Origin of the sequence: Flavobacterium sp. TMP13 (assembly GCF_050847115.1) — a bacterium.
In the GTDB taxonomy this organism is placed as follows: Bacteria; Bacteroidota; Bacteroidia; order Flavobacteriales; family Flavobacteriaceae; genus Flavobacterium.
The window spans coordinates 2,055,639-2,081,249 of record NZ_CP193656.1; the positions used below are offsets into that span (position 1 = coordinate 2,055,639).

A 25,611-nucleotide genomic window follows, 5' to 3' on the forward strand; every position below is an offset into this window, starting at 1 on the left:
AGCTATTTTTTTGTAAGGTTTAAATTATTACAAATCAAGCTACTGCTCTAAAAAACACGTTCAACTGTTTGTTTATTTGATGAACGGCACAAAAAAACCATCCGCAATGGATGGTTTAGTTTATTAAGAAAGAAATTTTATGAAAACTATATTTTCTTCATCTGATCTTTCATCATTATAATTTGATCTTTCAGCATTCCTTGTTTGTCTAATTTTTTAGCTTCAGCTAACAAACCGCTGGCTTCGATTTTTCTTCTTCGAGACATCGCAACCCCTGCAAGGTTTAATTTAGCAACAGCTAAGTCCATATCCATAGACAATCCTAATTCGATTGCTTTTTTGAAATGCTTCTCTGCCTTATTTAAATTGGTTTGCGAAAGCATGATTCCGTGCAAGTAATTAAAGTATCCTTGTTGTTTGCGAACTAGCGCAGTATCGGGATTTTTAATATAAGCCAACCACTTTTTTGCCCCTTCAAAGTCTTGTTTTCTTAATTTAAGAAAGGCTAAAAGAATAAATTCATTCTTAAAATAAAGAAAAACAGGAATTCCTGCTACTAAAATTAAGAAAATTCCATTTCCAATGTTGTTTTCCGTAAACTGCCAAACACTAGCCACTAATATAAGTGCCGCTAGAATTAATTTAATATTTTTGTGAAACATAATAGGGTGTAAATTTATGTTTGCAAAGATAGTAAAATGAATTAAAAATATTTTTATAAAACTTCTTGCTAGTAAAAAAAGACTTTGTATATTTGCACTCGGTTTTGGAGGAAGTCTTTCAAAACTAGTAAAAAGAAAATAGACACCATTTTAAAGATACAAAGCAATGAGCAAAAGAACATTTCAACCATCGAAAAGAAAAAGAAGAAATAAACACGGATTTATGGACAGAATGGAATCTGCGAACGGAAGAAAAGTTCTTGCGCGTAGAAGAGCGAAAGGAAGACATAAACTGACTGTTTCTTGCGAGCCAAGACACAAAAAATAATGTTTGTATAAACATAAATAAGGCGTTACTTTTTTTAAGTATCGCCTTTTTTTATACCTTGTCAGTAAATAAAGGTTTAATCCTTTAGTTTTAAGGTAGCTACAACTTTAAATTAGAAAAAACTATAACTACACAACACAAATAAAATGCCTAAAGACACATCAATTAAATCGGTTTTAATAATAGGTTCGGGTCCTATCGTTATTGGTCAAGCTTGCGAATTTGATTATGCAGGTTCTCAATCTGCACGCTCGATTCGTGAAGAAGGAATTGAAGTTATTCTTATTAACTCTAATCCTGCAACAATTATGACCGATCCAACAATGGCCGATCATATTTATTTGAAACCATTAACTACAAAATCGATTGTTGAAATTCTGAAAGAACATCCGCAAATTGATGCTGTTTTGCCAACTATGGGAGGTCAAACTGCATTAAACTTATGTTTAGAAGCAGAAGAAAAAGGAATTTGGAAGGATTTTGGGGTACGATTAATTGGTGTAGATATTAATGCAATTAATATTACCGAAGATAGAGAGCAGTTTAAACAATTACTTCACAAAATAGGAGTGCCTTCTGCACCGGCAGAAATATGTACTTCTTATTTAAGAGGAAAAGAAATTGCGCAAGAATTTGGATTTCCTTTGGTAATTCGTCCTTCGTTTACACTAGGAGGGACTGGAGCTTCTATTGTTTACAAACCTGAAGATTTTGACCGATTGCTAACCGCCGGTCTAGAAGCATCGCCAATTCATGAAGTACTAATTGATAAAGCTTTGATGGGCTGGAAAGAGTACGAATTGGAGCTTTTAAGAGATAAAAACGATAATGTTGTGATTATCTGCTCGATTGAAAATATGGATCCTATGGGAATTCATACTGGAGATTCGATTACTGTTGCACCTGCAATGACTTTATCTGATACTACATTTCAAAGAATGCGTGATTATGCGATTTTAATGATGCGTAGCATTGGTAATTTTGCAGGAGGTTGTAATGTACAATTTGCAGTATCGCCAGATGAAAAAGAAGATATCGTTGCTATCGAAATTAATCCTCGTGTATCTCGTTCTTCTGCTTTAGCGTCAAAAGCTACTGGATATCCAATTGCAAAAATTGCATCAAAATTAGCTTTAGGATACAATTTAGATGAATTGCAAAATCAAATTACAAAATCTACTTCAGCGCTTTTTGAGCCGACTTTGGATTATGTAATTGTAAAAATACCACGTTGGAACTTCGATAAATTTGAAGGTTCAGATCGTACTTTAGGTCTTCAGATGAAATCGGTTGGTGAAGTAATGGGAATTGGACGTTCGTTTCAAGAAGCCTTGCACAAAGCCACTCAATCTTTGGAAATCAAAAGAAATGGTTTAGGAGCTGATGGAAAAGGATATACCAATTACGAGCAAGTCATTGAAAAATTAACGTACGCAAGTTGGGATCGTGTTTTTGTAATTTATGATGCTATTGCAATGGGTATTCCCTTGAGTCGCATTCATGAAATCACCAAAATTGACATGTGGTTCTTGAGACAGTATGAAGAATTGTATGCTTTAGAAAAAGAAATAGCTACTTATAAGGTAGCCGATTTACCGAGAGAGTTATTGCTTGAAGCGAAACAAAAAGGTTTTGCAGACAGACAAATTGCTCACATGGTTGGTTGTCTAGAAAGTGAAGTGCACACTTTACGTGATACAATGAATATCAACCGCGTATTTAAATTGGTAGATACGTGTGCAGCTGAATTTAAAGCGAAAACACCTTATTATTACTCGACTTTTGAGGCTGAAATTGAAAAAGCAAACGGTGAGCGTTATGTAGATAACGAAAGCGTAGTTTCTGATAAAAAGAAAATTATTGTTTTAGGTTCAGGGCCAAACCGAATTGGACAAGGAATTGAGTTTGATTATTCTTGTGTTCACGGAGTTTTAGCTGCCAAAGAATGTGGTTACGAAACCATTATGATTAACTGTAATCCAGAAACGGTTTCGACCGATTTTGATACAGCGGATAAATTGTACTTTGAACCTGTTTTCTGGGAACATATTTATGATATTATTCAACACGAAAAGCCAGAAGGAGTTATCGTACAATTGGGTGGACAAACTGCTCTTAAGTTGGCAGAGAAACTTTCTAAATATGGAATAAAAATTATTGGAACTAGCTTTGATGCTTTGGATTTAGCAGAAGATAGAGGACGTTTCTCTAATTTATTGACTGAATTAGAAATTCCGTTCCCACAATTTGGGATTGCAGAAACTGCAGATGAAGCTTCAGCTCTGGCTGATGTTCTAGACTTTCCGTTATTGATCCGTCCTTCTTATGTATTGGGTGGTCAAGGAATGAAAATTGTAATTAACAAACAAGAATTGGAAGAGCACGTTGTAAACTTGCTGAAAACAATACCTGGAAACAAATTACTTTTAGATCACTATTTAGATGGTGCCATTGAAGCGGAAGCAGATGCAATTTGTGACGGTGAAAACGTGTATATTATCGGAATTATGGAGCATATTGAACCTTGTGGCGTACACTCGGGAGATAGTAATGCAACATTACCTCCTTTTAATTTAGGTGAATTTGTGCTGCAACAAATTAAAGATCATACTAATAAAATTGCTTTGGGTCTTAAAACGGTTGGATTAATCAACATTCAGTTTGCGATTAAAGACGATACAGTTTACATTATTGAAGCCAATCCAAGAGCTTCTCGTACGGTTCCTTTCATCGCAAAAGCATACGGAGAGCCTTATGTGAATTACGCAACGAAAGTTATGCTAGGACATAATAAAGTAACTGACTTTAATTTTAACCCCCAATTAAAAGGGTATGCAATTAAACAACCCGTTTTCTCTTTCAGTAAATTCCCAAATGTAAATAAAGCATTAGGACCAGAAATGAAATCGACAGGAGAGAGCATCTTGTTCATTGATGACTTAAAAGACGATCAGTTTTACGAATTGTATTCAAGAAGAAAAATGTATTTGAGTAAATAATCTCAGATTATTTATAAAAAAAGCCTCAAGAAATTGAGGCTTTTTTTATAATGAATTGCGAAATAATATTATCGACCGTTTGCTACTTGTTTCAGATACTTTCCACCAGGGATTTGCATTTTATCAATCAATAATGAAATTTCGCTTAAACTAAAATTCCCTTTCAAATCCATTAAAACAGAATCTTCATTGGACGAACTTTCAATAAACATAAACAGTTCCTTAACTTGACTGGCAGTTGCTCCAGCATTAGAGTAAATAGTAACTGTTTTGCCTGTCTCGTTTACTTTTTTAAGCTCCACTAAACTAGCAGACTTTATATAATTGTAAGCGCTAATCTTCATTTCTTTTTCACGGGCAGCATTTTGAGTTGTAAAAACTTTTAGATCGGTTAATTTTTTAGTTAAATTCAGATAGTTTTGACTTACACTGTCAGATCCATCTATTTGTACCTTACCCATTAATTCGAACATCTTTTTTGTGACAACTATAGCATTAACATCATCATGCTGATCGTAGGCATCAAAAGTGCTCTGAGAATAAAATGTTGTGGTGCAAAGCATTGCCATTGCCAATATTGTTAGTTTTTTCATTTCAATTTTTTTTAAATCCACTTTTTTTGATTTATGCAATACAAGATACTACTATAATTGTGCCATTTGTAGGACTATGATAAGTTTCTTGAGCGAAAGCAGATTATTTTATTTTGCACTTATTTATAATCTTAGTGTAATGTGGCTTATTTTTTGTTATTAAAAATATAATTAAAACTAATGCGTTTATATTTACAAGAACCATACAATCGAAATTAACTATATGAAATCTACATTAAAAATTATTGCAGTATTTCTTTTTGCTTCGCTCACCTTCTATTCTTGCCAAGATCAAGATGATATTGATTTAGCGAAACAAGATAACTTAGAAGTTCAAGACTTTATTTGGAAAGGATTAAACCAATACTATTTATGGCAAGCTGACGTGCCAGACTTAGCAGACAATCGTTTTGCCAATCAAGGTCAATTAAATTCTTTTCTACGTAATTATACCGATCCTTTCGAACTATTCGATGCACTGCGTGTTAACCCTAAAATTGATCGATTTAGTTGGATGGTCAAAGACTACACCGCTTTAGAGCAATCTTTTCAAGGAATAACTACGGCTGATGGAATGGAGTTTGGTTTGTCGTATAAATCGAGTGGTAGTTCAGAGATTTTTGGCTATGTTCGGTACATTGTTCCAAATTCTGATGCATCGAAAAAAGAGATTAAGCGAGGCGATATTTTTGTAGGTGTAAATGGAACGCAATTAACTGATAGCAATTACCAATCCTTGCTAAATCTTGAAAATTATACGCTAAATTTAGGTGATAATAACGGTGGTACTTTTACCTCAAATGGTAAAACAGTTGCTTTAACTAAAGGCGTATTAGCAGAAAATCCAATTGCCATTCATAAAGTGATTGAGTCAGGTTCTCATAAAATTGGTTACATCATGTACAACGGTTTTTATGCGGATTATGATAAAGAGTTAAATAACGTTTTTGGAGAGCTGAAAGCCGCTGGAGTTACTGATTTAGTTTTAGATTTACGCTACAACGGTGGAGGTTCCGTGCAAACAGCCACTCGTTTGGCAAGTATGATAACGGGACAATTTGATGGAAAGGTATTTTCGAAACAAGAATGGAATGCGAAATTCAATGAGTATTTTAAAAAAGAAGATCCTGAATTGCTAAAAAATTATTTCACAAAAGATTTAGAAGGACAATCTATCAATAGTTTAAATTTGAGCAAAGTATATATTTTAACAACTAAAAGCTCCGCTTCGGCAAGTGAATTGGTAATTAATGGTTTGAAGTCGTATATAGACGTAGTTCAAATTGGTGATGTCACAACTGGAAAAAATGTTGGATCTGTAACTTTATACGATTCGCCAACTTTTACCAAGAAAAATGTAAATCCGAACCATAAATACGCCATGCAACCCATTGTTTTAAAAATAGTTAATGCAAATGATTTTGGGGATTATTACGACGGACTAGTTCCAACTTACGAACTTAAAGAAAGTCTTAGCAATTTAGGAATTCTTGGAGAGCTTTCTGAACCATTATTAAGTACAGCCGTTGGTAAAATTACTGGAACTCAAAAATTGACAAAGAAGAATCCGAGTTTAGTTTATAAATACTTTACAGATAATAAAGCGATGAACAATCTAAATCAGATGTTTATAGAAAAAGCTCCTGAAGGACTTTTAAGAGCATTATAGTACTAAAAAACGGCTTCCAATTGGAAGCCGTTTTTGTTTAAAACAACTAAAATAAAAATAATTAAAACGTAATTATGGGTTAACTATTTTCTTCAATAGTAGAAGAAAAATTAGTAGTATGCTAAACTTGGATTTATTATATGTTCCTTAATAAAGTTCTTTGTGTGAGTTCTACAACGATAGCCTTTGGTTATAAGTGATTTGTTCTATTTGAATTTAGAAAAATCTTTAAGAAAACGAACAGCTTGTAAAGCTTTAAAAGATGCGCTTGTATTTTATTTAGAAACGTGTTTTTATTTTTAGTTACTAGAGTAAAATCCGTTCGGTCCAACTCCAACATCTACTGTTTTTAAAACTGCTCCAATATTTGAGTATACCGTTACAATTCCACTCGATGTAAATCCGTTTGCATCACCTGAATAAATTTTATCATCAATAACTCCAAACCCGTAAAAAGTAGACCAACTACTATCAGTTACAGAAAATAATGGGGTTTCCGTTAAAGTGGTAGCTTTTAAATCCATTACGTAAACGCCAGTTCCTTTTGTATAGTAGATTTTGTTTCCATCGATATCCATGTTTAAAGCACCAGTTAGTTTAGTTGATTCTATTACGGTTGAAGTATCGGATTTAGAATCGATTGTAAACAATGCGCTTTTTTCTGAACTTCCGCACAATACATAAACATTTCCGTCTTTTGCTTCTATAGAGTTAACACCTTTTTCTACCACTATCGTTTTTGCGATTAAATTCGTTGCAGGATCAATCACTGTTACGTTGCTACCACTTCCGAAAGCTCCATTGGTTATATATAGTTTACCATTTGCTGAAATAATTTTTTCAACAGTTTTGCCTACAGGAATTGATGCTAAATAAGCATAAGTTTTTGCGTCATAAACAGTTACTTCTTTAGAAATACTATTTGTAACATATAATTTTCCGTTTAAAACAGTGCTGTATCTTGGGTTTTTCAGTTTTTCAGTAATGCTTCCTAAACTTTCAAAAGTGTAACGATTAACAATTTTAACTTCATTGGAGTTATTGAGTACAATAAAAGCTTTTTCGTCAGCGAAGCTCATAGATTGTGCCACATCTCCTAGAACTTTTGAAGGATTTACAAGCGCAAATAAGTCGTTTTGGAAAGTAAGTAGATCATTAGAAATAAAGGATACTGATGCGTTTGGTGTTCCAAAATTACCTTCGTTCGTAATAAATACACCATTATCATATGCACCAAGTGGAGTGTCAATTTCGGTGTTGTCATCGTTGCTACAAGAGGCAAATAAAAATGTACTTGCAATAATTCCTAAATAAAGATTTTTTAATTTCATGGTTTAATAATTAAGATTTAAATTAATAGATAAATTTCTTCCAGGCATGTATCTGCTTGGTAAAGCTTCATATTTTTCGTTCCATAGATTTTGCACTTTAAAACCTATTTTGAATGTGTTTTTTTTGCTGAAATTATAATCAATTCCGAAATTCGAAACATTATATGCATCAAGTATGTATTTTGGATTATTATCCGAAGTAGTAAAAATTTCTCCAGTGTACATTATTTGATAATAAGCAGCTACTTTTTTATAATAATAGGATAGTGAACCTGTTAGTTTATTATAAGGAACATAAAACAGTTGCTTGTCCGTATTTTTATCGGTCGAAACCGTATAAGCGTAAGTACTAGTAAGATCGAACGTATGTTTATCTATACTTTTTTTATAATTTAGCAATGTTTCTGCTCCATAAATGAATACTTTATCAGTGTTAACTGGAGACCAATTTCCTGTATTGTTGGGTAACCAGCGAATCATGTCTGTAATTTTCATGGTATAGGCGGTAACCGTAAGTTTTACATCTTTATATTTAAATTGATTTCCAATTTCTGCTTGATAGGAACTTTCTGGTTTTAGGTCTAGGTTGCCACTTCCTTCCCAATACAAATCGTTGAAAGTGGGCACTCTGTAATTTCTAGATAAATTAAATTTTAATTGATAGGAATCGGAGAAATCATATCGAGAACCAGCATTAAAAAGTATTGGACTTTTATAAGCATCAGAAATTTCTTTTCTCAGGCTCATTTCATAATTCCATTTTTCGCTTAAAATGTGGTTTAAAAGAATGCTAACTCCGCCAACTTCACGACTGCTTTTGCCAATTCCAGAGCCAGTTCCATTATTCTTATTGTAATCTAAAATGGTACTAATTTTTGCTTTTGCTGAAAGTTCATACGCAATGTCATATTTTCCAATAAAACTTTTTACTCCGCCAGATGTATACCCGTCAAGTTCGATGTCCTCAAAGTAATTGTAATGTTCCGTGATGTAAGCCAGTTTTAAGTCTGTATTGAATGTACCGAATGAATTTGTCCAAGTCAGTAAATTTCGAGTATTGTAATCCTGATATTTTGTCTTGGTAGCATTGGGAGATGTTAACGAAAAATGACGTTCTCCGTCGAAAATTTCATTATAAAATTGAATTGTGCTTTTTGTATTTATTTTATATCCTAAAGCAAAATTGTATACATTATTATAGTATTGGCCGTTTGAATTTCTTCCTTCGTGTCCGACAAATTTAAAGTTATTATCGGAGCTGTTTCGGGTAAAACTGGCATCAAAACTCATTTTTTTTGTCGATGCAGTAATTCCATACACTGCGCTTAAAGTATTGAAATAGCCATAAGAAACTTGCAAATCATTTTTAAATGTATCTGAAAATTTAAGATCATTATTAAGATGAATAGTTCCTCCAATGGCGCCGCTTCCGTAAACAACACTTCCTCCACCCGCCTTAACATCAATAGAATTAAATCCTCGAGTAGAAATAGTGTTAAAATCGGTTTGCCCTAAAAGTTGTGAATTGATGTTGATTCCGTTCCAAACTACCACAGTTTGTTGTGATGTTGTTCCTCTAAAAGAAGGCGAAGAAGTCATACCTAAACCATTTTCTTTAAAATAAAGTACCGTATTGTAATTTAAAAGCGACGTTAAGGAGGCTTGATTGTTGCGAATTATAGTATCGCTTAGTTTTTGTAAAGATTGGGTGTTGGAGAAGTTTTTGAGATTAGCATCAGAGACGATAACCACTTCGTTAAGTTTAGTAATACTATCGTTCTGTGCCAAAATAATTTGGCAACAAGTCATTAAAATAAATAAAAAGAAATTTTTCGCTTTCATAATTTCTAAACCCTTCTTCCCGAGAGTTCGATTTTTATGCAAAGGCAGGTCTCCTGGCTTGCGTTTTGTTGTTTACCTTCCCATTCGGTGTGTCGAACAGTGGCTTGTAGCTAACAACAAACATTCCTTTCGGAACTAAGCTTACAGTTGCGGGTACAGCTCAAGAATTAACTTGATTCCCTTTTAATGTGTGTGAAAATATACACAACCTTAATGCGGTGCAAATGTAGTAGTAAAAAACAGCAATATGAAAATTTGTTTGAGATTTTAAATTAAATTGTATTTTTATGTATAATTCTCTTATAATGAATTAGTTGCTAATAATGTAATTTGAATAACTTCTCCAAAAGCAACATTATTCTGAAAAGCGTCTTTCAATGCAATACCGTTCACATGACACAAAATGCTGCGAATGATTCCAGCATGAGCCACAATAATAATATTCGTATCATTTTTAAATTTGATTTCATTTTCTATAAAATCAACTACTCTTTGATGTAAATCTTCAAAGGATTCTCCATTTGGAACGCGTACTGAGACAAAATCTTCCATCCAAGGGTTAAGATGTTCGGGATTGATTTCATCCCAATTTTGCAGTTCCCAATCACCAAAATTCATCTCCATTAATCGATTGTCGACTGTCAACGATTGGGGTTTTTTTTGAGATGCAATGTAATTGGAAAGTTTTAAACACCGCTGTAGCGGACTAGAGTATACAATTCCGTTTTCAGGAAGTTGCTTGCTAATTTTTTCAAATATGGCATCGTGTGGCGTAACAAGATCCACATCGGCTTGACCATAACAGATTCCTTTTGCACAAACCGTTTCTGTATGACGAACTAAATAAATTTCCATAAAGCAATAACAGATAAGTAAAAGATGATTTCGCAAATTTGCTGTGTTGCTCCCAAGCAGTCGCCAGTATAACCGTCAATCCATTTCTGAAAATATCGTGCTAAAAAATAACGAATTATAAAAACAGGCAGCAGCACAATTAGAAGTTGAGATTGAAAAAAAGCTAAGACTAAAAGAGGTAGCAAGCCAAAAAATAAAGCACCAACCACTTCTTGCCATCCAAAGTTTTGTGCAATCGGTTTACTTTTGCTGCTCGCATCTTCACGAGAATACTGATGTGTAAAAACAATGCTAATTGCCGCCAAGCGACTCACGGAGTGTCCAGAAATAAACAATAAGGCAAGTGAAAGTAAATAGTGATTCGGAATGATGCTTACTTGCAGTAATTCATTTAAAGAGGTGAATTTCAACAAAAAGAGAACAACTAAACCAATCGCTCCATAAGCACCAATAGCGCTATCTTTCATAATAAGAAGAATTTTTTCTTTGGTCCAGCCGCCACCAAAACCGTCGCAAACATCTGCAAAACCATCTTCATGAAAAGCACCAGTGGTTAAAATTGTTGCCATTATTCCGAAAACAATTGCAGTTTCATTCGAAAATAATTGAGACGAAATATAAAACGCCAAGAAAAAAATAATCCCCACAATCCATCCAATCAGAGGAAAATAACGAGAAGCTTTATTTAAATAGTCCGGATTGTGATCGATGTCTTTGGGACAAGGAATGCGGGTATAAAACATCAAAGCGGTAAAAAAAATATGGAGTTGTTTTTTCATTTAATTATTTGTGTAATTTTTATTGCTGACTCACACCAGCATTTTCAAAACTTGCCATTTCATTAAAAAAGGCAACTGCAGACTGAATGATTGGAAAAGCAACTGCGCAACCTGTTCCTTCGCCTAAACGCAAATTTAGTTGTAAAATAGTTTCAGCATTTAAATAGTCTAATAATTTCCGATGTGCTTTTTCATCAGATTGATGACAGAAAATTGCATTTTGCTGAATAGTAGTATTCATGGTTTTGGCGATCAAAAAGGCAACCGAACAAATAAATCCATCAACTAGAATAAGCATATTATTTTCAAAAGCTGCTATCATCCCAGCGGCCATTTGTATAATTTCGAAACCTCCAAAATACGCTAGGACTTCATTCAAATCGGTTGAGCCAGAGTAATTTTCAATAGCTTTCTTTAGAATTATATTCTTTTCCTTTAGCTTCGTATCATTCAAACCCGTCCCTCTTCCCACACATTCTTCAATGGGGATTTCAGTTAATAGACTCATTAAAACAGCTGCTGTTGCTGTGTTTCCGATTCCCATTTCGCCAAAACCAATGCAATTACTTCCATTTTTAGCAATAAGATCTACGATTTGTTTTCCTTTTTCAAAACACAATTGCAATTCAATATTACTCATTGCAGCCCCGTGAAGAAAAGATTGCGTGCTTTTGGCAATTTTACAATTCAAGAGTTCCGTATTGGTTGGAAAATCATAATTCACGCCCGAATCAATAATTTTTAAATGTATTTTATGTTGTCTGCAAAACACGTTAATCGCAGCGCCACCTTCCAGGAAATTGGCAACCATTTGTCGGGTAACATCTTGCGGATACGCACTCACGCCGTGCAATGCAATACCATGATCGGCTGCAAAAACGACAATTGTTGGTTTTTTGATTTCTGGTGTTACCGTTTGAAAAACGCTAGCCACTTGAAAAGCAATTTGCTCTAATTTTCCCAAAGAGCCAGTAGGTTTTGTTTTTCCATCAATTTTATCTTGAATTGATTGAGTGGAAAATAGAGTAGGTGATGCTGCTATTTTTTTATGAGTTTCAATCTGCTGTGAGATTGTTTTATCGATACTACTAATTTCTGTAACTACTGGAATTTGCGATTTTTGCTTCCAATCCAACTGCTGCAACATGGGTTGGTCGTCGTAGTTTGTCGCTGGCTTTCCAACACAAAAATAACCCAAAGGTTCAATGTTTTCGGGCAAGTTTAAGATTTTCTTAAACTGATAATAATTAATAATCGAAACCCAACCCATTCCATATCCCTGTTCTGTGAGCGACAGCCACATGTTTTGAGCTGCACAAACCGAACTAAATTTTACTGCTTCATTGCTGCCAACAGTCCCGATAGTAAATGAATTTAAAACGGATCGATCATAAGCAATAATTAAACCGATCGGCGCTTCTTCGATCGCTTCCAATTTCAAAGATTTATATTTTGCTTTTTGCTTTTTATCATCTGTCAAGTCCGAGGCCTTGGCGTCATAATCCAAAAACAAGGTTTTAATTGCTCTTTTAACTTCAGGTGATTTAATGATATAGTAACGGGTCGCGTCAGTCAAGCCAACCGATGGTGCCCAATGTCCAGCTTGCAAAGCTTTTTGCAAAACAGAATCAGGAACTTCATCGCCAGTAAAATGACGTGTATCCCGTCTTGCTTTTAAGATATCATCTAAATTGCTCATTTTGAATTTATTTTTTCGGTAAAACTGCCATTGAAATTGTGATTGAAATTGCTTCTGCTACCCTTTTATTTTTACTGCAATTCCAGAAACCATCAACGTCACTTGATCTGCGTTTTTTGCTAAAAACTGATTCATCCAGCCTTGAAGCTCGGTAAATTTTCGGCCAATAGGCGTGTCCGCATGAACGCCCATTCCAATTTCGTTGGTTACAATAATCAAAGTTACATTTTCTTGCGCCGCCATTTTGGTAAATTCAGCTTTTGCTTGCGTTAAACTTTCGGTCACATCATTTTTAGTATCCACAAAAAAGTTGGTCAACCAAAGCGTTACGCAATCAATCAACGCCACTTTATCCGAAAAATCTATTTCACTCAACTGTTTTTCTTTCTCAATATTCGTCCAGCGCTCGTCACGTTCCGTTTGGTGTCGGTCGATTCGGGTCTGAAAATCGGCATCCCATTTTCGTGCAGTAGCCACATAAATCGGAGTTGCCGAAAGTTGTAAAGCCAAATCTTGAGCATAACTGCTTTTGCCTGAACGTTCTCCGCCAGTAATTAAATAGATCATGGAATTAATTATTAATTATAAATGTTTAATTATGAATTTTTGTTACTTACTTATTTATAATTTGTGCTTTCGTTGTCTTTAATATACTGGTGATCAATTTCAGGATTTCTACAGCATCAATTATAATATTTTCGTATTCCTTGTCATTGAGATAGTTAGTAGCTTTAAGTAGTTGTAACCAATATACAGTTTCATTTGCTTCTTTTTGAGCAATCGCAAGTTTATGAATAAAGTCTAATTTGCTTTCGGCATGTTCTGATTCTCGAATCATCGCGCCAACGCTCGTGCCCGATCTTAATAGCTGTTTGGAAAGTATATATTCTCTTTTTTCGACAGATAAATACTGATATAATTTTACAATTCGAATTGCGAACTCAAAACTTTTGGTCTTCACGATATTTTCTCTCATAATTCGCAATTTATAATTGACAATTAAGAATTGATAATTAATAATTAACAATTTATAATTGTTTAGTTAATGTAAAGATAATGGTTGTTCAATTTTTTACCAGCAATAATAAACAAGAAATTTATAAATTCTTCTACCTTTGTTGCTATTCAAATTGTAAATTATGAAAGGAGTATCATACAAATTGCTATTTATAGTTTCTTTTTTAACAGTTGTCAGCTGTAAAAAGAAAGAGGAAGTTAAAGTCGAAAAAGCGATCATCGTACAAAATAGTGTTGAATATGCTGCGGGTTTATCCATTCAAAAATACGACGGGTATTCGGTTGTAAAAGTAAGCAATCCTTGGCCTGATGCCAATAAAAAGTTTACATATATACTAGTAGAAAAAACAGAAAGTGTTCCCGATAGTTTAAGAAAGTATCAAAATATTACTGTTCCTTTAGCGTCTATTGTAGTGACATCAACTACCAATATTCCTTTTTTAGAAATGTTAGAAGTAGAAACCAAATTGGTTGGTTTTCCACATACCGATTATGTTTCTTCTGAAAAAACGCGTGTTTTAATTGATAAAGGAAGTGTGAAAAATGTCGGACAAAACGAAAGACTAAATATCGAACAACTAATCGATTTAAGTCCTAGTTTAATTGTGACTTTTGGAGTAGATAACAGCAATCCAATGTTGGACAATTTACAAAAAAGTGGTTTAAAAGTACTTATTCAAGGCGATTGGATGGAGCAATCTCCACTAGGGAAAGCCGAGTGGATCAAATTATATGGAGCACTTTTTGGAAAAGAAGAGCAAGCCAAAGATATTTTTGATAAAATTGTCATCAGTTACAATCAAGCCTTAAAATTAGTCGAAATGAGTGACGCGAATGCCACTGTTTTATACGGCTCTATGTACCAAGATCAATGGTATGTTGCACGCGGAAAAAGTTGGGTATCGCAATTTATGCGTGATGCAAAATCGAATTATTTATGGTCTGATCTTGACGGAACCGGAAGTTTAGCTTTTTCATTTGAAAAAGTTTTGGACAAAGCCAAAGAGGCTGACTTTTGGATTTCTACAGGTTCTTTTAAGTCTTTAGCAGAATTAGCGGCAAGCAACCCACATTACAGTCAATTCGCTGCGTTTACCAGTAAAAACATCTACACTTTTGAAAATAAGTTTGGCGCAACAGGCGGAACGATTTATTATGAATTAGGTCCAAGTCGTCCCGATTTGGTTTTGAAAGATTATATCAAAATATTTCATCCTGAACTGTTGCCGAGTTATGAATTTACTTTTGCTCAAAAACTAAATTAAGTACGTTGATCAATCAAAAACGCAATACCATTTTATTTGTTGTACTCGCGATAGGACTGGTTTTTTTATTCATCATCAACATTAGTTTTGGTTCAATAACAATTCCGTTCAAAGAAGTTTTTACGAGCTTGACAGGCGGAGAAGCCAGCAAATCTACTTGGGAATATATCATTATCAATTACCGTTTGCCCAAAGCCATTACCGCAATTTTAGTTGGAATGGGATTGTCAATTAGTGGTTTGTTAATGCAAACACTTTTCCGAAATCCACTCGCAGGTCCGTATGTTTTAGGACTCAGTTCAGGTGCGAGTTTAGGTGTTGCTTTTGTGATTTTGGGAGCAGGATTGTTGCCAGCTTTTTTGCGCGAAATGTTGCTGTCCTCTTACGGTATAGTATTGGCGTCCACACTCGGAAGTACACTAGTTTTATTATTGGTATTAGTTGTTTCGCAGCGTTTACGAGATACAATGGCCATTTTAATTGTGGGATTGATGTTTGGTAGTTTTACAAGTGCAATTGTTGGTGTTTTGGCATATTTTAGTTCTGCAGAACAATTGCAAAAATTTACTTTTTGGTCGATGGGGAATCTTGGAAATCTTTCTTGGACTTCAATCATAATTTTATCCATTTGTGTCACTATTGGTTTGTTGGTAAGTCTTTCGAGTATAAAATCATTAAATGCACTTTTGTTAGGGGAGAACTATGCCAAAAGTTTAGGTCTTAATTTTGCTAAAATTCGTCTGATCATTATTTTTGCTACGGGCATTCTAGCAGGCAGCATAACCGCTTTTGCTGGCCCAATTGCCTTTATTGGTTTAGCTGTTCCGCATATTGCCAAACTAGTATTTCAAACCAGCAATCACGCGATTTTATTTTGGAGTACCTTGTTTTTTGGCGCAATGATTATGTTGCTTTGTGACGTGCTTTCTCAAATGCCTGGTTTCGACGTTACTTTACCCGTAAACGCAGTAACCTCAATTATAGGGGCACCGGTGGTCATCTGGTTGATGGTTCGGAAAAAAAGTTTTAGTTAAATTTAAACGCATAGAAACATAGTTTTTATTTCAAATAAATGATAGATGATTACTCAAAAGTATTTAGATGAACTAACGTATGAAGTCATAGGTGCCGCGATAGAGGTGCATAAGATCATTGGTAAAGGTTTACTTGAAAGTGTTTATCATAAGTGTTTAAAGGAAGAACTTACACAAAGAAAATTAAATTTTTTCACAGAGATGAAAGTTCCAATAATATATAAAAAGAAGGAATTGAGTGCAGATTTAAGATGCGACTTATTTGTTGAGAATTGTTTAGTAGTCGAACTAAAAACAGTTGCTGAAATAAACGGACTGCATCATGCACAGCTTTTAACCTATATGAAACTTTTAAAAGCGCCAAAAGGAATTATAATAAATTTTAATTGTTTTAATATTTTTAAAGAAGGTCAAAAAACCTTCGTCAATGAATATTTTAAATTGCTACCCAAGTAATATCCATTTCAAGCTATGTGATAATTTACAAGTAAATGCTATGTAACCTTTTTTGAAGAAAAAATAGCCTATGTTTCTATGTGTTCAAATAAGGAAAATTGTAATTGAAAATAAAGTAGTAAACGACATTTAGCATTGTTATAGAGTTATTCAAAATTGTACAAAAAAAATAATTTAAATCATTATCAAATTACTGCCGCTTAAGTCTATCAGATAATTTGCAAGTAAATGCTATCTGGCCCTTTTAAAGAAAAACAACCTACGTTACTATGTGTTTAAAAAAAATCATCGCAAAATGAAAAACATTCTACAAACAAAAGATTTATCGATTGGTTATAAAACCAATAAATCGGTTGTGATCATTGCTGAAAATTTAAACCTCAACCTGCAATCTGGTAAGCTAATTTCCTTAATCGGCGCAAACGGAATCGGAAAATCTACATTATTACGAACGCTTACTGGAATTCAGAAGCCATTATCAGGCAGTGTTTTACTAAGTGATAAAAACATTTTAGAATATAAAAATATTGAATTAGCACAAAACTTAAGTGTAGTTTTGACCGAAAAATTACCGCCAAGCAACTTGTCTATTTTTGAATTGGTCGCGTTAGGAAGACAACCGTACACCAATTGGATCGGAACTTTAACTCCCGAAGATATTGAGAAAGTAAATCTAGCGATGGAGTTGACGCAAATTACACATTTGTCTCATAAAAAACATTACGAAATAAGTGATGGACAATTGCAAAAAGTATTAATAGCGAGAGCACTAGCGCAAGATACACCGCTAATTGTTTTAGATGAACCCACTACACATCTCGATTTGTTGCACAAAGTATCACTTTTTAAACTCCTTAAAAAGTTAACCAAAGAAACTCAAAAAAGCATTTTGTTTTCAACTCATGACGTAGATTTGGCCTTTCAATTGAGTGACGAAATGATTATCATGACGCCTCAATTGGTAGTTCAAGACGAACCTTGCAACCATATTTCAAAAGGAAATTTCGCAACACTCTTTAACGACGAGCACATTACGTTTGATGCGCAAAAAGGGAAATTTGTAATTACTTAATTTTTTTCAAGAGCTAATCCAGCTATCCACTTGTATCTTTTCCTGGCTAAAAAAGCCAGCAAAAGGATACCGCTTCTATCTGGGCTACGGCAATAGTTTTCATATTACATTTAACCGTTCAATCCAATTTGTCGCTTGGCCTCACCAATTACAAAAGCAACCGAATTGGCAATATTAAAACTTCGAATTTTATCAGACATTGGAATCGTAAGATGATTGTCAAATAAAGCTAAAACTGCATCGCTTAATCCGACACTTTCTTTTCCAAAAACCAACCAATCGCCATCTTTAAACTTTGTTTCTAAATACGAAGTTTCTGCATGCGAACTCATTAAAAATACTCTGGTTTGATCTGGAATTTGTTGCGTCCACGCTGCTACGCTTTCGTATTCAGTAACATCAAGATGCACCCAATAATCCAAGCCAGAACGCTTTAAGTTTTTGTCATTGATAACAAAACCGAAAGGATGAATCAAATGCAAACGGCTTTCAGTTCCTACGCACAATCGACCAATATTTCCTGTATTGTTAGGTATTTCGGGTTCAATAAGAACAATATTTAGCATTTTTTTAATTTGTAAAGTGAATGATTCAGTACTTTAAATACTATCCGAAAGTTTCAAAATCGGTAACTTCCAAAACATCTCCCGCGTTCAGAGTATTAAGTTTTACATTTCCCACACGAACGCGCACCAAACGCAAAGTAGGAAAACCAACTGCTGCAGTCATTTTTCTGACTTGTCGAAACTTTCCTTCAGTTACCGTGATCGATGCCCACGAAGTTGGTCCGTGGCGTTCGTCTCTAATTTTTTTACCTCTAATTCCAAAGTCTGGTTTTTCGGTAATCAAAAAAGATTGACAAGGTTTGGTGGTGTATTTGGTTCCGTTAAAACCAATTTCAACTCCTTTTTTCAATTCTTCGATCGCTTCTTGCGTGATGATACCATCAACTTGCACATAATATTCTTTTTCGACCTTTTTACTCCGAATTTGCTCGCTTACTTTTCCGTCCGTGGTCAATAAAAGCAATCCTTCAGAATCCTCGTCGAGACGTCCAATTGCCATTGTTCCCTCTGGAAAATTATGCAGTTCGCCCAACAGTTTCTTCGTCCTTTTCAATTCATAAATAAATTGGCTAAGATAGCCATACGGTTTAAAAAGGACGAAGTGACGGTGTATAGACATATAAAATAATTGAGGGCAAATTTAGTTTTTGGAATCCGGTATTGCTAGATCAAGTGTACAATAATGGTGCTTAATCTTTTAGTAATGATTTTATTTCGTTGAAGTCTCCATCCACAATTTCAATCTTTAAATCTAAAATATGTGCTATTAAAGTATAAACAGAAACATTCTGAAATGTTTTAACTTTTTTACCCACTTTAAAATTAGGTCCTTTTGCGTAAAAAATGGCATGCATGTCTTTATTTTTATTGTCATAACCGTGTGTACCGCCGCTAATCTTTTGACCTGTTGTGGCCGCCAAACTGTATCCTTTTTTAGCTTCTATAACATAATCTAATGTTCTGGGATTAGTGCCAAAATGCAAGCGTTTCGGAATTTCGCTTGGTTTCCAAAAATGGATGTGTTTTACTTTTTTTAAAGCCATTGCAATAGAATCTTTACAATCTGCTTTAGCCTTAATACTCATTATCGGATTGATAACTTTCGCGTACTCGACCCAACTTTCCTTTAAATAATTTGAAATTATTACCTTCTTATTGTCTGTAATGTCCGTCATTCCGTGATCTGAAACGATGATTAGATTAATTTCTTTTCCGATTGGTAACGCATCTAGTTTTCGAGTCAATTCGCCAACAATAGCGTTCATTTTGGCAACCATTTCTTTATTTTCTTTAGATAAAGGTCCGTATACATGCCCCGTGTGATCGGGTTCGTCAAAATAAAGAGTAATTAAGTGTGGTCTTTGAGCTTCAGGAAGTTGTAACCATTTTATAACTGTATCAATGCGGGTCTCATAAGGGACTCTGTCATCGTATTTCTTATAAATACTCGGACTTTTAGTTCCAGTATCAGAACCTGGCCAATAAAAAGACGCTGTTTTTATACCTTGTTCTTCCGCTACATTCCAAATTGGATTTCCTCCATAAAAGTCTGGATTGTTTTTAGCCGAAGTTGACAATGCAAAGGAAAGTTTGGTAAAAGGATCATAAAAATTATTGTTCACAATACCGTGGTGATCAGGGTACAATCCTGTGGCAATTGAATAATGATTGGGAAATGTTTTGGTAGGATAAGAGGGTTTCATCGACTTGGCTTTTACGCCTTCTGCAGCTATCTTTTCTAAATTTGATGTGTCAAAATATTTATAATAGTCCCAACGAAAACCATCTAAAGAAACTAAAACAACATACGGTTTCTCTGTTTTCTGAGCACTTATTGTTCCAACGAAGAGTAGGAATACGATGTAAAATAAATTTTTCATTTTTCTATTGTAGAAGAACGGCAAAGATAAGCTTTTGGAACTTTTAAGTTGTTAAGAAAACTTTATTAGTAGTTTAAAAATTTACATTTATTCCAAAATTCAATCCCCATTGAAATTGATTGAAACTATTATTTTTAATTGGATTAATGTAGTAATTCATTCCTGGTTCAACAAACAAGTTGGTTTTTTTAAGAACCTCATATTGTATGGTGCTGCTTAATTTTGATCCATATACAAAATCATTTACTTGTAAGTTTTCCCCAATTGAGGTGCCGTCTAAAGTGACTTCGTTTGAAATTAATTTACCCAAAAAACCGCCTGTATTGAAACGAATATTTGCTTTTTTAGTGGTGAAAAGCGAGTACGAAATTTCCAACGGCATTTCTAAATACTGTAAATTTTGATCAATTGTTGCTGTAGCACTTGTTGAAGCTAATTCTTCGGCTGCGCTACTTTTATTGTTTGAATTGTCTGTACCGAAAACGTAGTTGTTATCAGAAGATAGATAGGCTACATTTTGATTGACTTTAAAAAAATCATTTGTCATGATGCCCATTGCCAAGTTCGTTTGTTTGTTGTAATAGGAAACATTTGCTAATGATTGGCCGAGTTCGCTTATTTTTAAGCCTGCACTAACGCCCCACTTTTTGTTGAGTTTGTAATTGGTCTTGAGACCGAAGGCAGCACTTTGTTTTGAGGCAACAGCGGCACCTAACACCTTTTTGTTTGAATAATTTGTTGAGTTAGCCACACCAGCATAAACTCCTACCGACCATTTGTCTGCACGTTCGTCTTGGATTATACTTTCAAGCTTATCTTTTGTTTCATCTGTTTTAGCGATTAAATTTTCTAACAGTTGCAATTCGTTCGCCACTTTTAATTTTATCACAGAATTCACAGAATCAATTTGCTTTTTGCTGAAAGAATTAGTGTTTTGATTTTGTAATGTTTGATTGTTTGCTGACTCTAAAGCTACAGCATTTGATTGTGAAAAGACAGTAACACTTGAATTTTGCAATGGATTGTTCAGTTGCTTATGATGTAGTACGTGCTTATCCAAACTGTTCTGTTGTGTTTTTTGAGTCACTGAAGACTTTATTGATTCCTTTGGTTTTTGCGGCCCATATTGATTCGATACTTTCAACTGATTTAGATTGTGTTTTTCTTTTACGTCTGCTGCTGTATCGGAATTATTCGAAACTATAGCGTTAACTTTTTCATTTTGAATGATTGTAACTGAATCTTGTATTTGTTCTTTATTTTTGATTTGATCCGATTCATCAATCACTATTTTGTTGCTAGTTTCAATTTTACTGTCATTTTTCATTAAGTTGTCATCAGAGAAAAGAAGTAAACCACCAAGTGAAAGACCGAGTACCAAACTTGCTGCAACAGACCACCAAAAAAAAGTGCGTTTTTTACGTTGAGGCTCATCAAGTTGTGCTGCGATACCTTCCCATACTTCTGGTGGAGGAGGGGTAGCATAACTTTCTAATGCTGAAAAAATATCTTCTATATTGGGTTTTTTCATGCTGTTTTAATATTAGATACGGCTAGAATCTTTTTTTGTAAAATGCTTTTGGCTCGGTTCAGGTTTGATTTGGAAGTGCCTTCGGTTATGCCTAATAATTGTGCAATTTCGCGGTGCTTTAATTTTTCAAAAATGTATAAATTAAAAACCGTTCGGTATTGGTCAGGAAGTTCCCTAATGTATTGTAGTAGTTTTTCTTGCGGAATACCATTTTCTTCTATTGGAACTTCTTCAGCTATTTTATCTTCGAAATCAGAGGCATCTATAAAAAAATTTTCTTTTTGTTTCTTTTTTAAAGTTTCTATCAGTTTGTTAATGAAAATTCTTTTCAGCCAACCTTCAAAACTACCTTCAAATTTATACTGATGCATTTTCTGAAAAACTATAACAAAAGCTTCTTGAAAAACATCTTTGGCGTCATCTTCATTTTTCATATACTTTAAGCAAATACCATATAAAACAGGAGAGAACAACTGGTATAATTCCAATTGTCCCCCTCTGTCATTGAGTAAGCACTTATTAATAAGTAAGTTTAAATTTTCGTCCAAAGAATAGTTTTTGTTGAAAAAAATATAAAATAATCGCTTGTAAAAGTACCATCTTAATTTTAAATACTGGCATTAAGTAAATGAGCGAGATATGTCAAAATAGCTGCAAGCAATGTAATTTTTTTATTGTAATGGACTGATCTTGTAGCTAGCAATACGATCTAAAACGGTCTTTTTAAATGCAATAATTTCAGCACTTTGATCTTCAGTAGTATTAGTGTCAAAATAAACAGTAGTTATTTTACCTTCATTATGAAACTCAAAATAAATTCCGCCTTGATCTGCAGAATCTGGTGTCCCGTAAGTCTTTGTTTTTCCGCTTAAAGCGATAATTTCTGCAGGAACTGTTTTAGCAAAAGCGGTAAATTCACCTTTTTTTGTTAAAGACTTAAAATTGTATTTGGACATGTCATATTTGCCGTACTCAACATTTAAAAAAGCTTTGATATTTAAATCTGTCTCGCTGTAAAATGTCTGGCAGTTTGTTTCACAATTACCAAAGTACGTGCCTAAAACCACATAGTTTTTTGCGGGTGTAACTTTGTTAAAATAGATTGGTTTATCTGTTTTAGGAATCAATACAAAATGATGCGGGTTATTTAATGCTTGTCCGTTCTCAGAACCTGCAGTGGGCTCATTTTCATAAAATTGAACAACTACTTCACATTCATTTTCTAAAATAGAACTTACTTTTATTTCGTAACCATTGGTTGCTTTAGTTCCGGCAAAAATTCCGATTAAGTAATTTTTTGTAAAATCAATAGCTGTCGGAATTGTTGCGTCGCCGCATGATGTTTCATTTTTCTTAAAAAACGAATCCATTTTTTCTTGGGTTTTTACAGCAATAACGCCAGATGTTGTGGGCATTGTTTTAATGGTATAATTGCATTCTACAGGATAGCTTGCGAAAGCGGTGTTTTCGTAATTACCACAATTTTTGTAATCGTCTTGTGGATCGTTTAGATCGCAAGAGCTAAAACCGATAGCTACAAAAAGCCCTAAAATAATGTTTCTCATAATTATAAATATATTTTGTTTATACCTAATAGACGACCGTACATCAAAAGGGTTGCGTGCAAATTTTACTTTAAGTATACTGCGTCGAAAAATCTGTGGTATTGATTAGTGTAATGGGTATTATTGCTTATTTTTACTCGTATATAAAAAGTAGTATATGCAAGATTTTCTTCCGATAGTTGTGGTGTTTGTAATTGCTTTTGCGACTGGATTTTTTACAGGAAAAATGGTCTTTTCTGTTAAGAATCGATCAGAAAGAGATATTTTAGTCGAAAGAAATAATGCAGTAAATAATCAGTTGCAGGAGCAAAAAAACCGGGCTGTTGCCGATAAAAGTAGCTTCGAGAAACAAGTAGAATTGCTCCAAAATCAAATCGAAACAATTCGTACAGAGAAAGATAGCTTTGCGATTCAATTATCAAAGAAAGAAGTCGATTTTGAAAATTTGTGGGAACGCAACAAAGATCAAAAGACAGAAGTAGAGCAGTTACAGGAAAAGTTTACGAAAGAATTTGAAAATCTAGCGAATCGTATTTTAGAAGAAAAATCGACGAAGTTTACTGCTCAGAACCAAGAAAATTTAAAGAATATTTTGTCGCCTTTACAGGATAAAATTTTGAATTTTGAAAAAAAGGTGGAAGACACACACAAAGAAAGCATCGATTATCATGCAGCTTTACGAGAACAGATAAGAGGACTCAACGCGATGAATGAGCAAATGAGTAAGGAAACCTTGAATTTGACGAAGGCTTTAAAAGGTGATAGTAAAATGCAAGGCAATTGGGGCGAACTAGTTTTAGAACGAGTGCTCGAAAAATCGGGTTTAGAAAAAGGAAGAGAATATGATGTGCAGCAAAGTTATACCACAGATGAAGGTAATCGTGTTTTTCCAGATGTTGTAATTCATTTACCGGACGGTAAAAAAATGATTGTAGACTCGAAAGTATCTTTGACAGCCTACGAGAAATGGATTAATGAGGAAGAGGAAAGTCTCAAAAACAATTATTTAAAGCAACATGTTTTTTCGATAAAAAAGCATGTCGAACAACTGAGTGCAAAAAACTACCACGATCTCTATCAAATTGAGAGCCCAGATTTTGTGTTGCTTTTTATACCAATAGAACCTGCATTTGCGATTGCATTAAACGAAGACACCAGTTTGTATACCAAAGCTTTCGAAAAAAACATTGTCATTGTAACACCAACCACACTATTAGCCACACTGAGAACTATTGATAGCATGTGGGCCAATCAAAAACAACAGGAAAACGCATTTGAAATTGCGAGACAAGCAGGTGCGTTGTACGATAAATTTGAAGGTTTTGTAACCGATCTACAAAAAGTTGGCGTTAAGATAAAAGATGCCGAAAGCGAGTACGATAATGCCATGAAGAAATTGGTTGATGGCAGAGGAAACTTAGTAAGTAGTGTTGAAAAATTAAAAAAAATGGGAGCAAAAGCAAAAAAGTCATTGCCCGAAAATTTGGTTTCGCAGTCCAATATAAATAATAATTAATATAAAACATATGTTTAGAAAAGTAATAATAATTAGTGTTGTGGTCGTGATAGTGTCAATTGTGGGTTATTTGGCATTTATAAATTATGTCCCGTATAGCAATGGTATGCGCTCGGGCGAATTGATCAAACTAAGTAAAAGTGGCGCTGCTTTTAAAACCTGGGAAGGCGAGCTGAGTCAAGGTATTTCTGGAGCTCAAGTGTTTCGATTTTCAGTGCAGAGCGGTGATACCGAACTGATAGAGAAATTGCAAGGTTTGCAAGGTCATTATGTGGTGTTGAGTTATGTAGAGAAATACCAAGTATTTCCGTGGTGGGGTGATACACGTTTTTTTATCGTTTCTGCAAAAGAAGAAGTTTCTCCATTTAAAATAAAGTAAAAAATGACATCAAATTATAGAAATGTAGCCTGTTCAAAAATTAGTATATCTGAACTAATGTTGCCGTCGCATACTAATTTTAGTGGAAAAATTCACGGGGGTTATATTTTATCTCTGTTGGATCAAATTGCATTTGCGTCTGCATCTAAATACAGCGGGAACTATTGCGTGACTGCATCGGTTGATACCGTAAATTTTTTAAAACCAATCGAAGTGGGCGAACTGGTGACCATGAAAGCATCCGTAAATTATGTGGGTCGAAGCTCAATGATTATTGGTATTAGAGTAGAGGCAGAAAACATTCAAACAGGAGCAATTAAACATTGCAATTCCTCTTATTTTACAATGGTAGCCAAAGACAAAGAAGGTAAAAGTGTCGTTGTTCCTGGTTTAATTTTATCTGATTTGCATGAAGTGCGGCGTTATTTTAAAAGTCTAAAACTTATACAAGTGAAGAAAGAAATTGATGAGCATCAAGAAGAATTAGATTATACTTCGATCGAGGCATTGGCTAGTTTAGACGCATACAATGTACTTTTAGAACTGAATTAATTACATTCTATTTTAAGCGAA

General features: G+C 34.2%; 25 protein-coding genes and 1 riboswitch. Of the genes, 10 read left to right on the forward strand and 15 right to left on the reverse strand.

The annotated features are described in order from the left end of the window. Window positions 1-146: 146 nt before the first annotated feature. Complete coding sequence (locus ACRASX_RS09045) at window positions 147-662, reverse strand: hypothetical protein (protein ID WP_066307482.1); 516 nt, start codon at window positions 660-662, stop codon at window positions 147-149. 166 nt (window positions 663-828) lie between these two features. Between ACRASX_RS09045 and rpmH the strand changes: the two genes are divergently transcribed. Both rpmH and carB read left to right on the forward strand, forming a co-directional pair. Continuing rightward, window positions 829-990 (forward strand): 50S ribosomal protein L34, encoded by a 162-nt coding sequence (rpmH, locus tag ACRASX_RS09050; RefSeq protein ID WP_022828464.1) that lies wholly within the window; start codon window positions 829-831, stop codon window positions 988-990. Between the two features lie 146 nt (window positions 991-1,136). After that, window positions 1,137-3,989, forward strand: coding sequence for a carbamoyl-phosphate synthase large subunit (gene carB, locus ACRASX_RS09055; protein WP_432220963.1), 2,853 nt, complete (start codon window positions 1,137-1,139; stop codon window positions 3,987-3,989). A gap of 68 nt (window positions 3,990-4,057) precedes the next feature. On the opposite strand, the gene ACRASX_RS09060 is transcribed toward carB, so the two are convergent. After that, window positions 4,058-4,582, reverse strand: a complete 525-nt coding sequence (locus ACRASX_RS09060) for a DUF4252 domain-containing protein (RefSeq protein ID WP_432220964.1) — start codon at window positions 4,580-4,582, stop codon at window positions 4,058-4,060. Between the two features lie 223 nt (window positions 4,583-4,805). Between ACRASX_RS09060 and ACRASX_RS09065 the strand changes: the two genes are divergently transcribed. After that, the gene (locus ACRASX_RS09065) at window positions 4,806-6,251 is read left to right on the forward strand and encodes a S41 family peptidase (protein WP_432220965.1); all 1,446 of its coding nucleotides are present in this window, start codon (window positions 4,806-4,808) and stop codon (window positions 6,249-6,251) included. Window positions 6,252-6,550: 299 nt separating this feature from the next. Here the strand turns inward: ACRASX_RS09065 and ACRASX_RS09070 are convergent, their stop codons facing one another. The 7 genes from ACRASX_RS09070 to ACRASX_RS09100 form a co-directional block, all read right to left on the reverse strand. After that, window positions 6,551-7,582, reverse strand: a complete 1,032-nt coding sequence (locus tag ACRASX_RS09070; protein ID WP_432220966.1) for a YncE family protein — start codon at window positions 7,580-7,582, stop codon at window positions 6,551-6,553. A gap of 3 nt (window positions 7,583-7,585) precedes the next feature. Next, on the reverse strand, window positions 7,586-9,424 hold the full coding sequence (locus ACRASX_RS09075) for a TonB-dependent receptor plug domain-containing protein (protein WP_432220967.1): 1,839 nt from the start codon (window positions 9,422-9,424) through the stop codon (window positions 7,586-7,588). 26 nt (window positions 9,425-9,450) lie between these two features. Continuing rightward, a riboswitch (cobalamin riboswitch) is annotated at window positions 9,451-9,652 on the reverse strand. A 72-nt stretch (window positions 9,653-9,724) separates the two neighbouring features. Next, window positions 9,725-10,279 (reverse strand): alpha-ribazole phosphatase, encoded by a 555-nt coding sequence (gene cobC, locus ACRASX_RS09080; protein ID WP_432220968.1) that lies wholly within the window; start codon window positions 10,277-10,279, stop codon window positions 9,725-9,727. Continuing rightward, entirely contained in the window at window positions 10,264-11,058 is a 795-nt protein-coding gene (locus tag ACRASX_RS09085) for an adenosylcobinamide-GDP ribazoletransferase (RefSeq protein ID WP_432220969.1), read from the reverse strand. The genes cobC and ACRASX_RS09085 overlap by 16 nt, the downstream gene beginning before the upstream one ends. A 19-nt stretch (window positions 11,059-11,077) precedes the next feature. After that, entirely contained in the window at window positions 11,078-12,757 is a 1,680-nt protein-coding gene (gene cobT / locus ACRASX_RS09090) for a nicotinate-nucleotide--dimethylbenzimidazole phosphoribosyltransferase (RefSeq protein WP_432220970.1), read from the reverse strand. A 57-nt stretch (window positions 12,758-12,814) separates the two neighbouring features. Continuing rightward, entirely contained in the window at window positions 12,815-13,324 is a 510-nt protein-coding gene (cobU, locus tag ACRASX_RS09095; protein WP_066307466.1) for a bifunctional adenosylcobinamide kinase/adenosylcobinamide-phosphate guanylyltransferase, read from the reverse strand. A gap of 46 nt (window positions 13,325-13,370) precedes the next feature. Continuing rightward, window positions 13,371-13,733: a four helix bundle protein gene (locus tag ACRASX_RS09100; protein ID WP_432220971.1), complete on the reverse strand. Its 363-nt coding sequence runs from the start codon at window positions 13,731-13,733 to the stop codon at window positions 13,371-13,373. Between the two features lie 163 nt (window positions 13,734-13,896). On the opposite strand from ACRASX_RS09100, the gene ACRASX_RS09105 reads away from it, so the two are divergent. The 4 genes from ACRASX_RS09105 to ACRASX_RS09120 all read left to right on the forward strand — a co-directional run bounded on the left by ACRASX_RS09105 (window position 13,897) and on the right by ACRASX_RS09120 (window position 17,601). Beyond that, window positions 13,897-15,039 (forward strand): ABC transporter substrate-binding protein, encoded by a 1,143-nt coding sequence (locus ACRASX_RS09105; protein ID WP_432220972.1) that lies wholly within the window; start codon window positions 13,897-13,899, stop codon window positions 15,037-15,039. Between the two features lie 5 nt (window positions 15,040-15,044). Then, on the forward strand, window positions 15,045-16,073 hold the full coding sequence (locus ACRASX_RS09110) for an iron chelate uptake ABC transporter family permease subunit (RefSeq protein ID WP_432220973.1): 1,029 nt from the start codon (window positions 15,045-15,047) through the stop codon (window positions 16,071-16,073). Between the two features lie 45 nt (window positions 16,074-16,118). Beyond that, entirely contained in the window at window positions 16,119-16,529 is a 411-nt protein-coding gene (locus ACRASX_RS09115) for a GxxExxY protein (protein ID WP_432220974.1), read from the forward strand. A gap of 295 nt (window positions 16,530-16,824) precedes the next feature. Next, complete coding sequence (locus ACRASX_RS09120; RefSeq protein WP_432220975.1) at window positions 16,825-17,601, forward strand: ABC transporter ATP-binding protein; 777 nt, start codon at window positions 16,825-16,827, stop codon at window positions 17,599-17,601. 110 nt (window positions 17,602-17,711) lie between these two features. Here ACRASX_RS09120 and ACRASX_RS09125 read toward each other — a convergent pair whose 3' ends face one another. From ACRASX_RS09125 to ACRASX_RS09150, 6 genes are all read right to left on the reverse strand, one after another. Continuing rightward, window positions 17,712-18,167, reverse strand: a complete 456-nt coding sequence (locus tag ACRASX_RS09125; RefSeq protein ID WP_432220976.1) for a tRNA (cytidine(34)-2'-O)-methyltransferase — start codon at window positions 18,165-18,167, stop codon at window positions 17,712-17,714. 40 nt (window positions 18,168-18,207) lie between these two features. After that, window positions 18,208-18,780, reverse strand: coding sequence for a pseudouridine synthase (locus ACRASX_RS09130; RefSeq protein WP_432223081.1), 573 nt, complete (start codon window positions 18,778-18,780; stop codon window positions 18,208-18,210). Between the two features lie 76 nt (window positions 18,781-18,856). Beyond that, window positions 18,857-20,047 (reverse strand): ectonucleotide pyrophosphatase/phosphodiesterase, encoded by a 1,191-nt coding sequence (locus ACRASX_RS09135; protein WP_432220977.1) that lies wholly within the window; start codon window positions 20,045-20,047, stop codon window positions 18,857-18,859. A 73-nt stretch (window positions 20,048-20,120) separates the two neighbouring features. Continuing rightward, window positions 20,121-21,578: an outer membrane beta-barrel protein gene (locus ACRASX_RS09140; protein WP_066307451.1), complete on the reverse strand. Its 1,458-nt coding sequence runs from the start codon at window positions 21,576-21,578 to the stop codon at window positions 20,121-20,123. After that, window positions 21,575-22,126, reverse strand: a complete 552-nt coding sequence (locus ACRASX_RS09145; RefSeq protein WP_066307449.1) for an RNA polymerase sigma factor — start codon at window positions 22,124-22,126, stop codon at window positions 21,575-21,577. The genes ACRASX_RS09140 and ACRASX_RS09145 overlap by 4 nt, the downstream gene beginning before the upstream one ends. A 123-nt stretch (window positions 22,127-22,249) precedes the next feature. Further along, a complete protein-coding gene (locus ACRASX_RS09150; RefSeq protein ID WP_432220978.1) occupies window positions 22,250-23,143 on the reverse strand; it encodes a protease complex subunit PrcB family protein in 894 nt (297 codons plus the stop codon). Between the two features lie 157 nt (window positions 23,144-23,300). Here ACRASX_RS09150 and ACRASX_RS09155 point away from each other — a divergent pair, with 157 nt between their 5' ends. From ACRASX_RS09155 to ACRASX_RS09165, 3 genes are read left to right on the forward strand one after another with little or no spacing between them, the layout of a single operon-like run. Next, the gene (locus tag ACRASX_RS09155) at window positions 23,301-24,659 is read left to right on the forward strand and encodes a DNA recombination protein RmuC (RefSeq protein WP_432220979.1); all 1,359 of its coding nucleotides are present in this window, start codon (window positions 23,301-23,303) and stop codon (window positions 24,657-24,659) included. Between the two features lie 10 nt (window positions 24,660-24,669). Next, the gene (locus ACRASX_RS09160) at window positions 24,670-25,038 is read left to right on the forward strand and encodes a 6-phosphogluconate dehydrogenase (RefSeq protein WP_066307443.1); all 369 of its coding nucleotides are present in this window, start codon (window positions 24,670-24,672) and stop codon (window positions 25,036-25,038) included. A gap of 3 nt (window positions 25,039-25,041) precedes the next feature. Further along, window positions 25,042-25,590 (forward strand): acyl-CoA thioesterase, encoded by a 549-nt coding sequence (locus ACRASX_RS09165; RefSeq protein ID WP_432220980.1) that lies wholly within the window; start codon window positions 25,042-25,044, stop codon window positions 25,588-25,590. The last annotated feature ends 21 nt before the right edge of the window (window positions 25,591-25,611 follow it).

Bases quoted from the DNA above. Each gene is read 5' to 3' on its own strand.
- ACRASX_RS09045 (WP_066307482.1), bottom strand. From the start codon at position 662: ATGTTTCACAAAAATATTAAATTAATTCTAGCGGCACTTATATTAGTG.
- rpmH (WP_022828464.1), top strand. From the start codon at position 829: ATGAGCAAAAGAACATTTCAACCATCGAAAAGAAAAAGAAGAAATAAA.
- carB (WP_432220963.1), top strand. From the start codon at position 1,137: ATGCCTAAAGACACATCAATTAAATCGGTTTTAATAATAGGTTCGGGT.
- ACRASX_RS09060 (WP_432220964.1), bottom strand. From the start codon at position 4,582: ATGAAAAAACTAACAATATTGGCAATGGCAATGCTTTGCACCACAACA.
- ACRASX_RS09065 (WP_432220965.1), top strand. From the start codon at position 4,806: ATGAAATCTACATTAAAAATTATTGCAGTATTTCTTTTTGCTTCGCTC.
- ACRASX_RS09070 (WP_432220966.1), bottom strand. From the start codon at position 7,582: ATGAAATTAAAAAATCTTTATTTAGGAATTATTGCAAGTACATTTTTA.
- ACRASX_RS09075 (WP_432220967.1), bottom strand. From the start codon at position 9,424: ATGAAAGCGAAAAATTTCTTTTTATTTATTTTAATGACTTGTTGCCAA.
- cobC (WP_432220968.1), bottom strand. From the start codon at position 10,279: ATGGAAATTTATTTAGTTCGTCATACAGAAACGGTTTGTGCAAAAGGA.
- ACRASX_RS09085 (WP_432220969.1), bottom strand. From the start codon at position 11,058: ATGAAAAAACAACTCCATATTTTTTTTACCGCTTTGATGTTTTATACC.
- cobT (WP_432220970.1), bottom strand. From the start codon at position 12,757: ATGAGCAATTTAGATGATATCTTAAAAGCAAGACGGGATACACGTCAT.
- cobU (WP_066307466.1), bottom strand. From the start codon at position 13,324: ATGATCTATTTAATTACTGGCGGAGAACGTTCAGGCAAAAGCAGTTAT.
- ACRASX_RS09100 (WP_432220971.1), bottom strand. From the start codon at position 13,733: ATGAGAGAAAATATCGTGAAGACCAAAAGTTTTGAGTTCGCAATTCGA.
- ACRASX_RS09105 (WP_432220972.1), top strand. From the start codon at position 13,897: ATGAAAGGAGTATCATACAAATTGCTATTTATAGTTTCTTTTTTAACA.
- ACRASX_RS09115 (WP_432220974.1), top strand. From the start codon at position 16,119: ATGATTACTCAAAAGTATTTAGATGAACTAACGTATGAAGTCATAGGT.
- ACRASX_RS09120 (WP_432220975.1), top strand. From the start codon at position 16,825: ATGAAAAACATTCTACAAACAAAAGATTTATCGATTGGTTATAAAACC.
- ACRASX_RS09125 (WP_432220976.1), bottom strand. From the start codon at position 18,167: ATGCTAAATATTGTTCTTATTGAACCCGAAATACCTAACAATACAGGA.
- ACRASX_RS09135 (WP_432220977.1), bottom strand. From the start codon at position 20,047: ATGAAAAATTTATTTTACATCGTATTCCTACTCTTCGTTGGAACAATA.
- ACRASX_RS09140 (WP_066307451.1), bottom strand. From the start codon at position 21,578: ATGAAAAAACCCAATATAGAAGATATTTTTTCAGCATTAGAAAGTTAT.
- ACRASX_RS09150 (WP_432220978.1), bottom strand. From the start codon at position 23,143: ATGAGAAACATTATTTTAGGGCTTTTTGTAGCTATCGGTTTTAGCTCT.
- ACRASX_RS09155 (WP_432220979.1), top strand. From the start codon at position 23,301: ATGCAAGATTTTCTTCCGATAGTTGTGGTGTTTGTAATTGCTTTTGCG.
- ACRASX_RS09160 (WP_066307443.1), top strand. From the start codon at position 24,670: ATGTTTAGAAAAGTAATAATAATTAGTGTTGTGGTCGTGATAGTGTCA.
- ACRASX_RS09165 (WP_432220980.1), top strand. From the start codon at position 25,042: ATGACATCAAATTATAGAAATGTAGCCTGTTCAAAAATTAGTATATCT.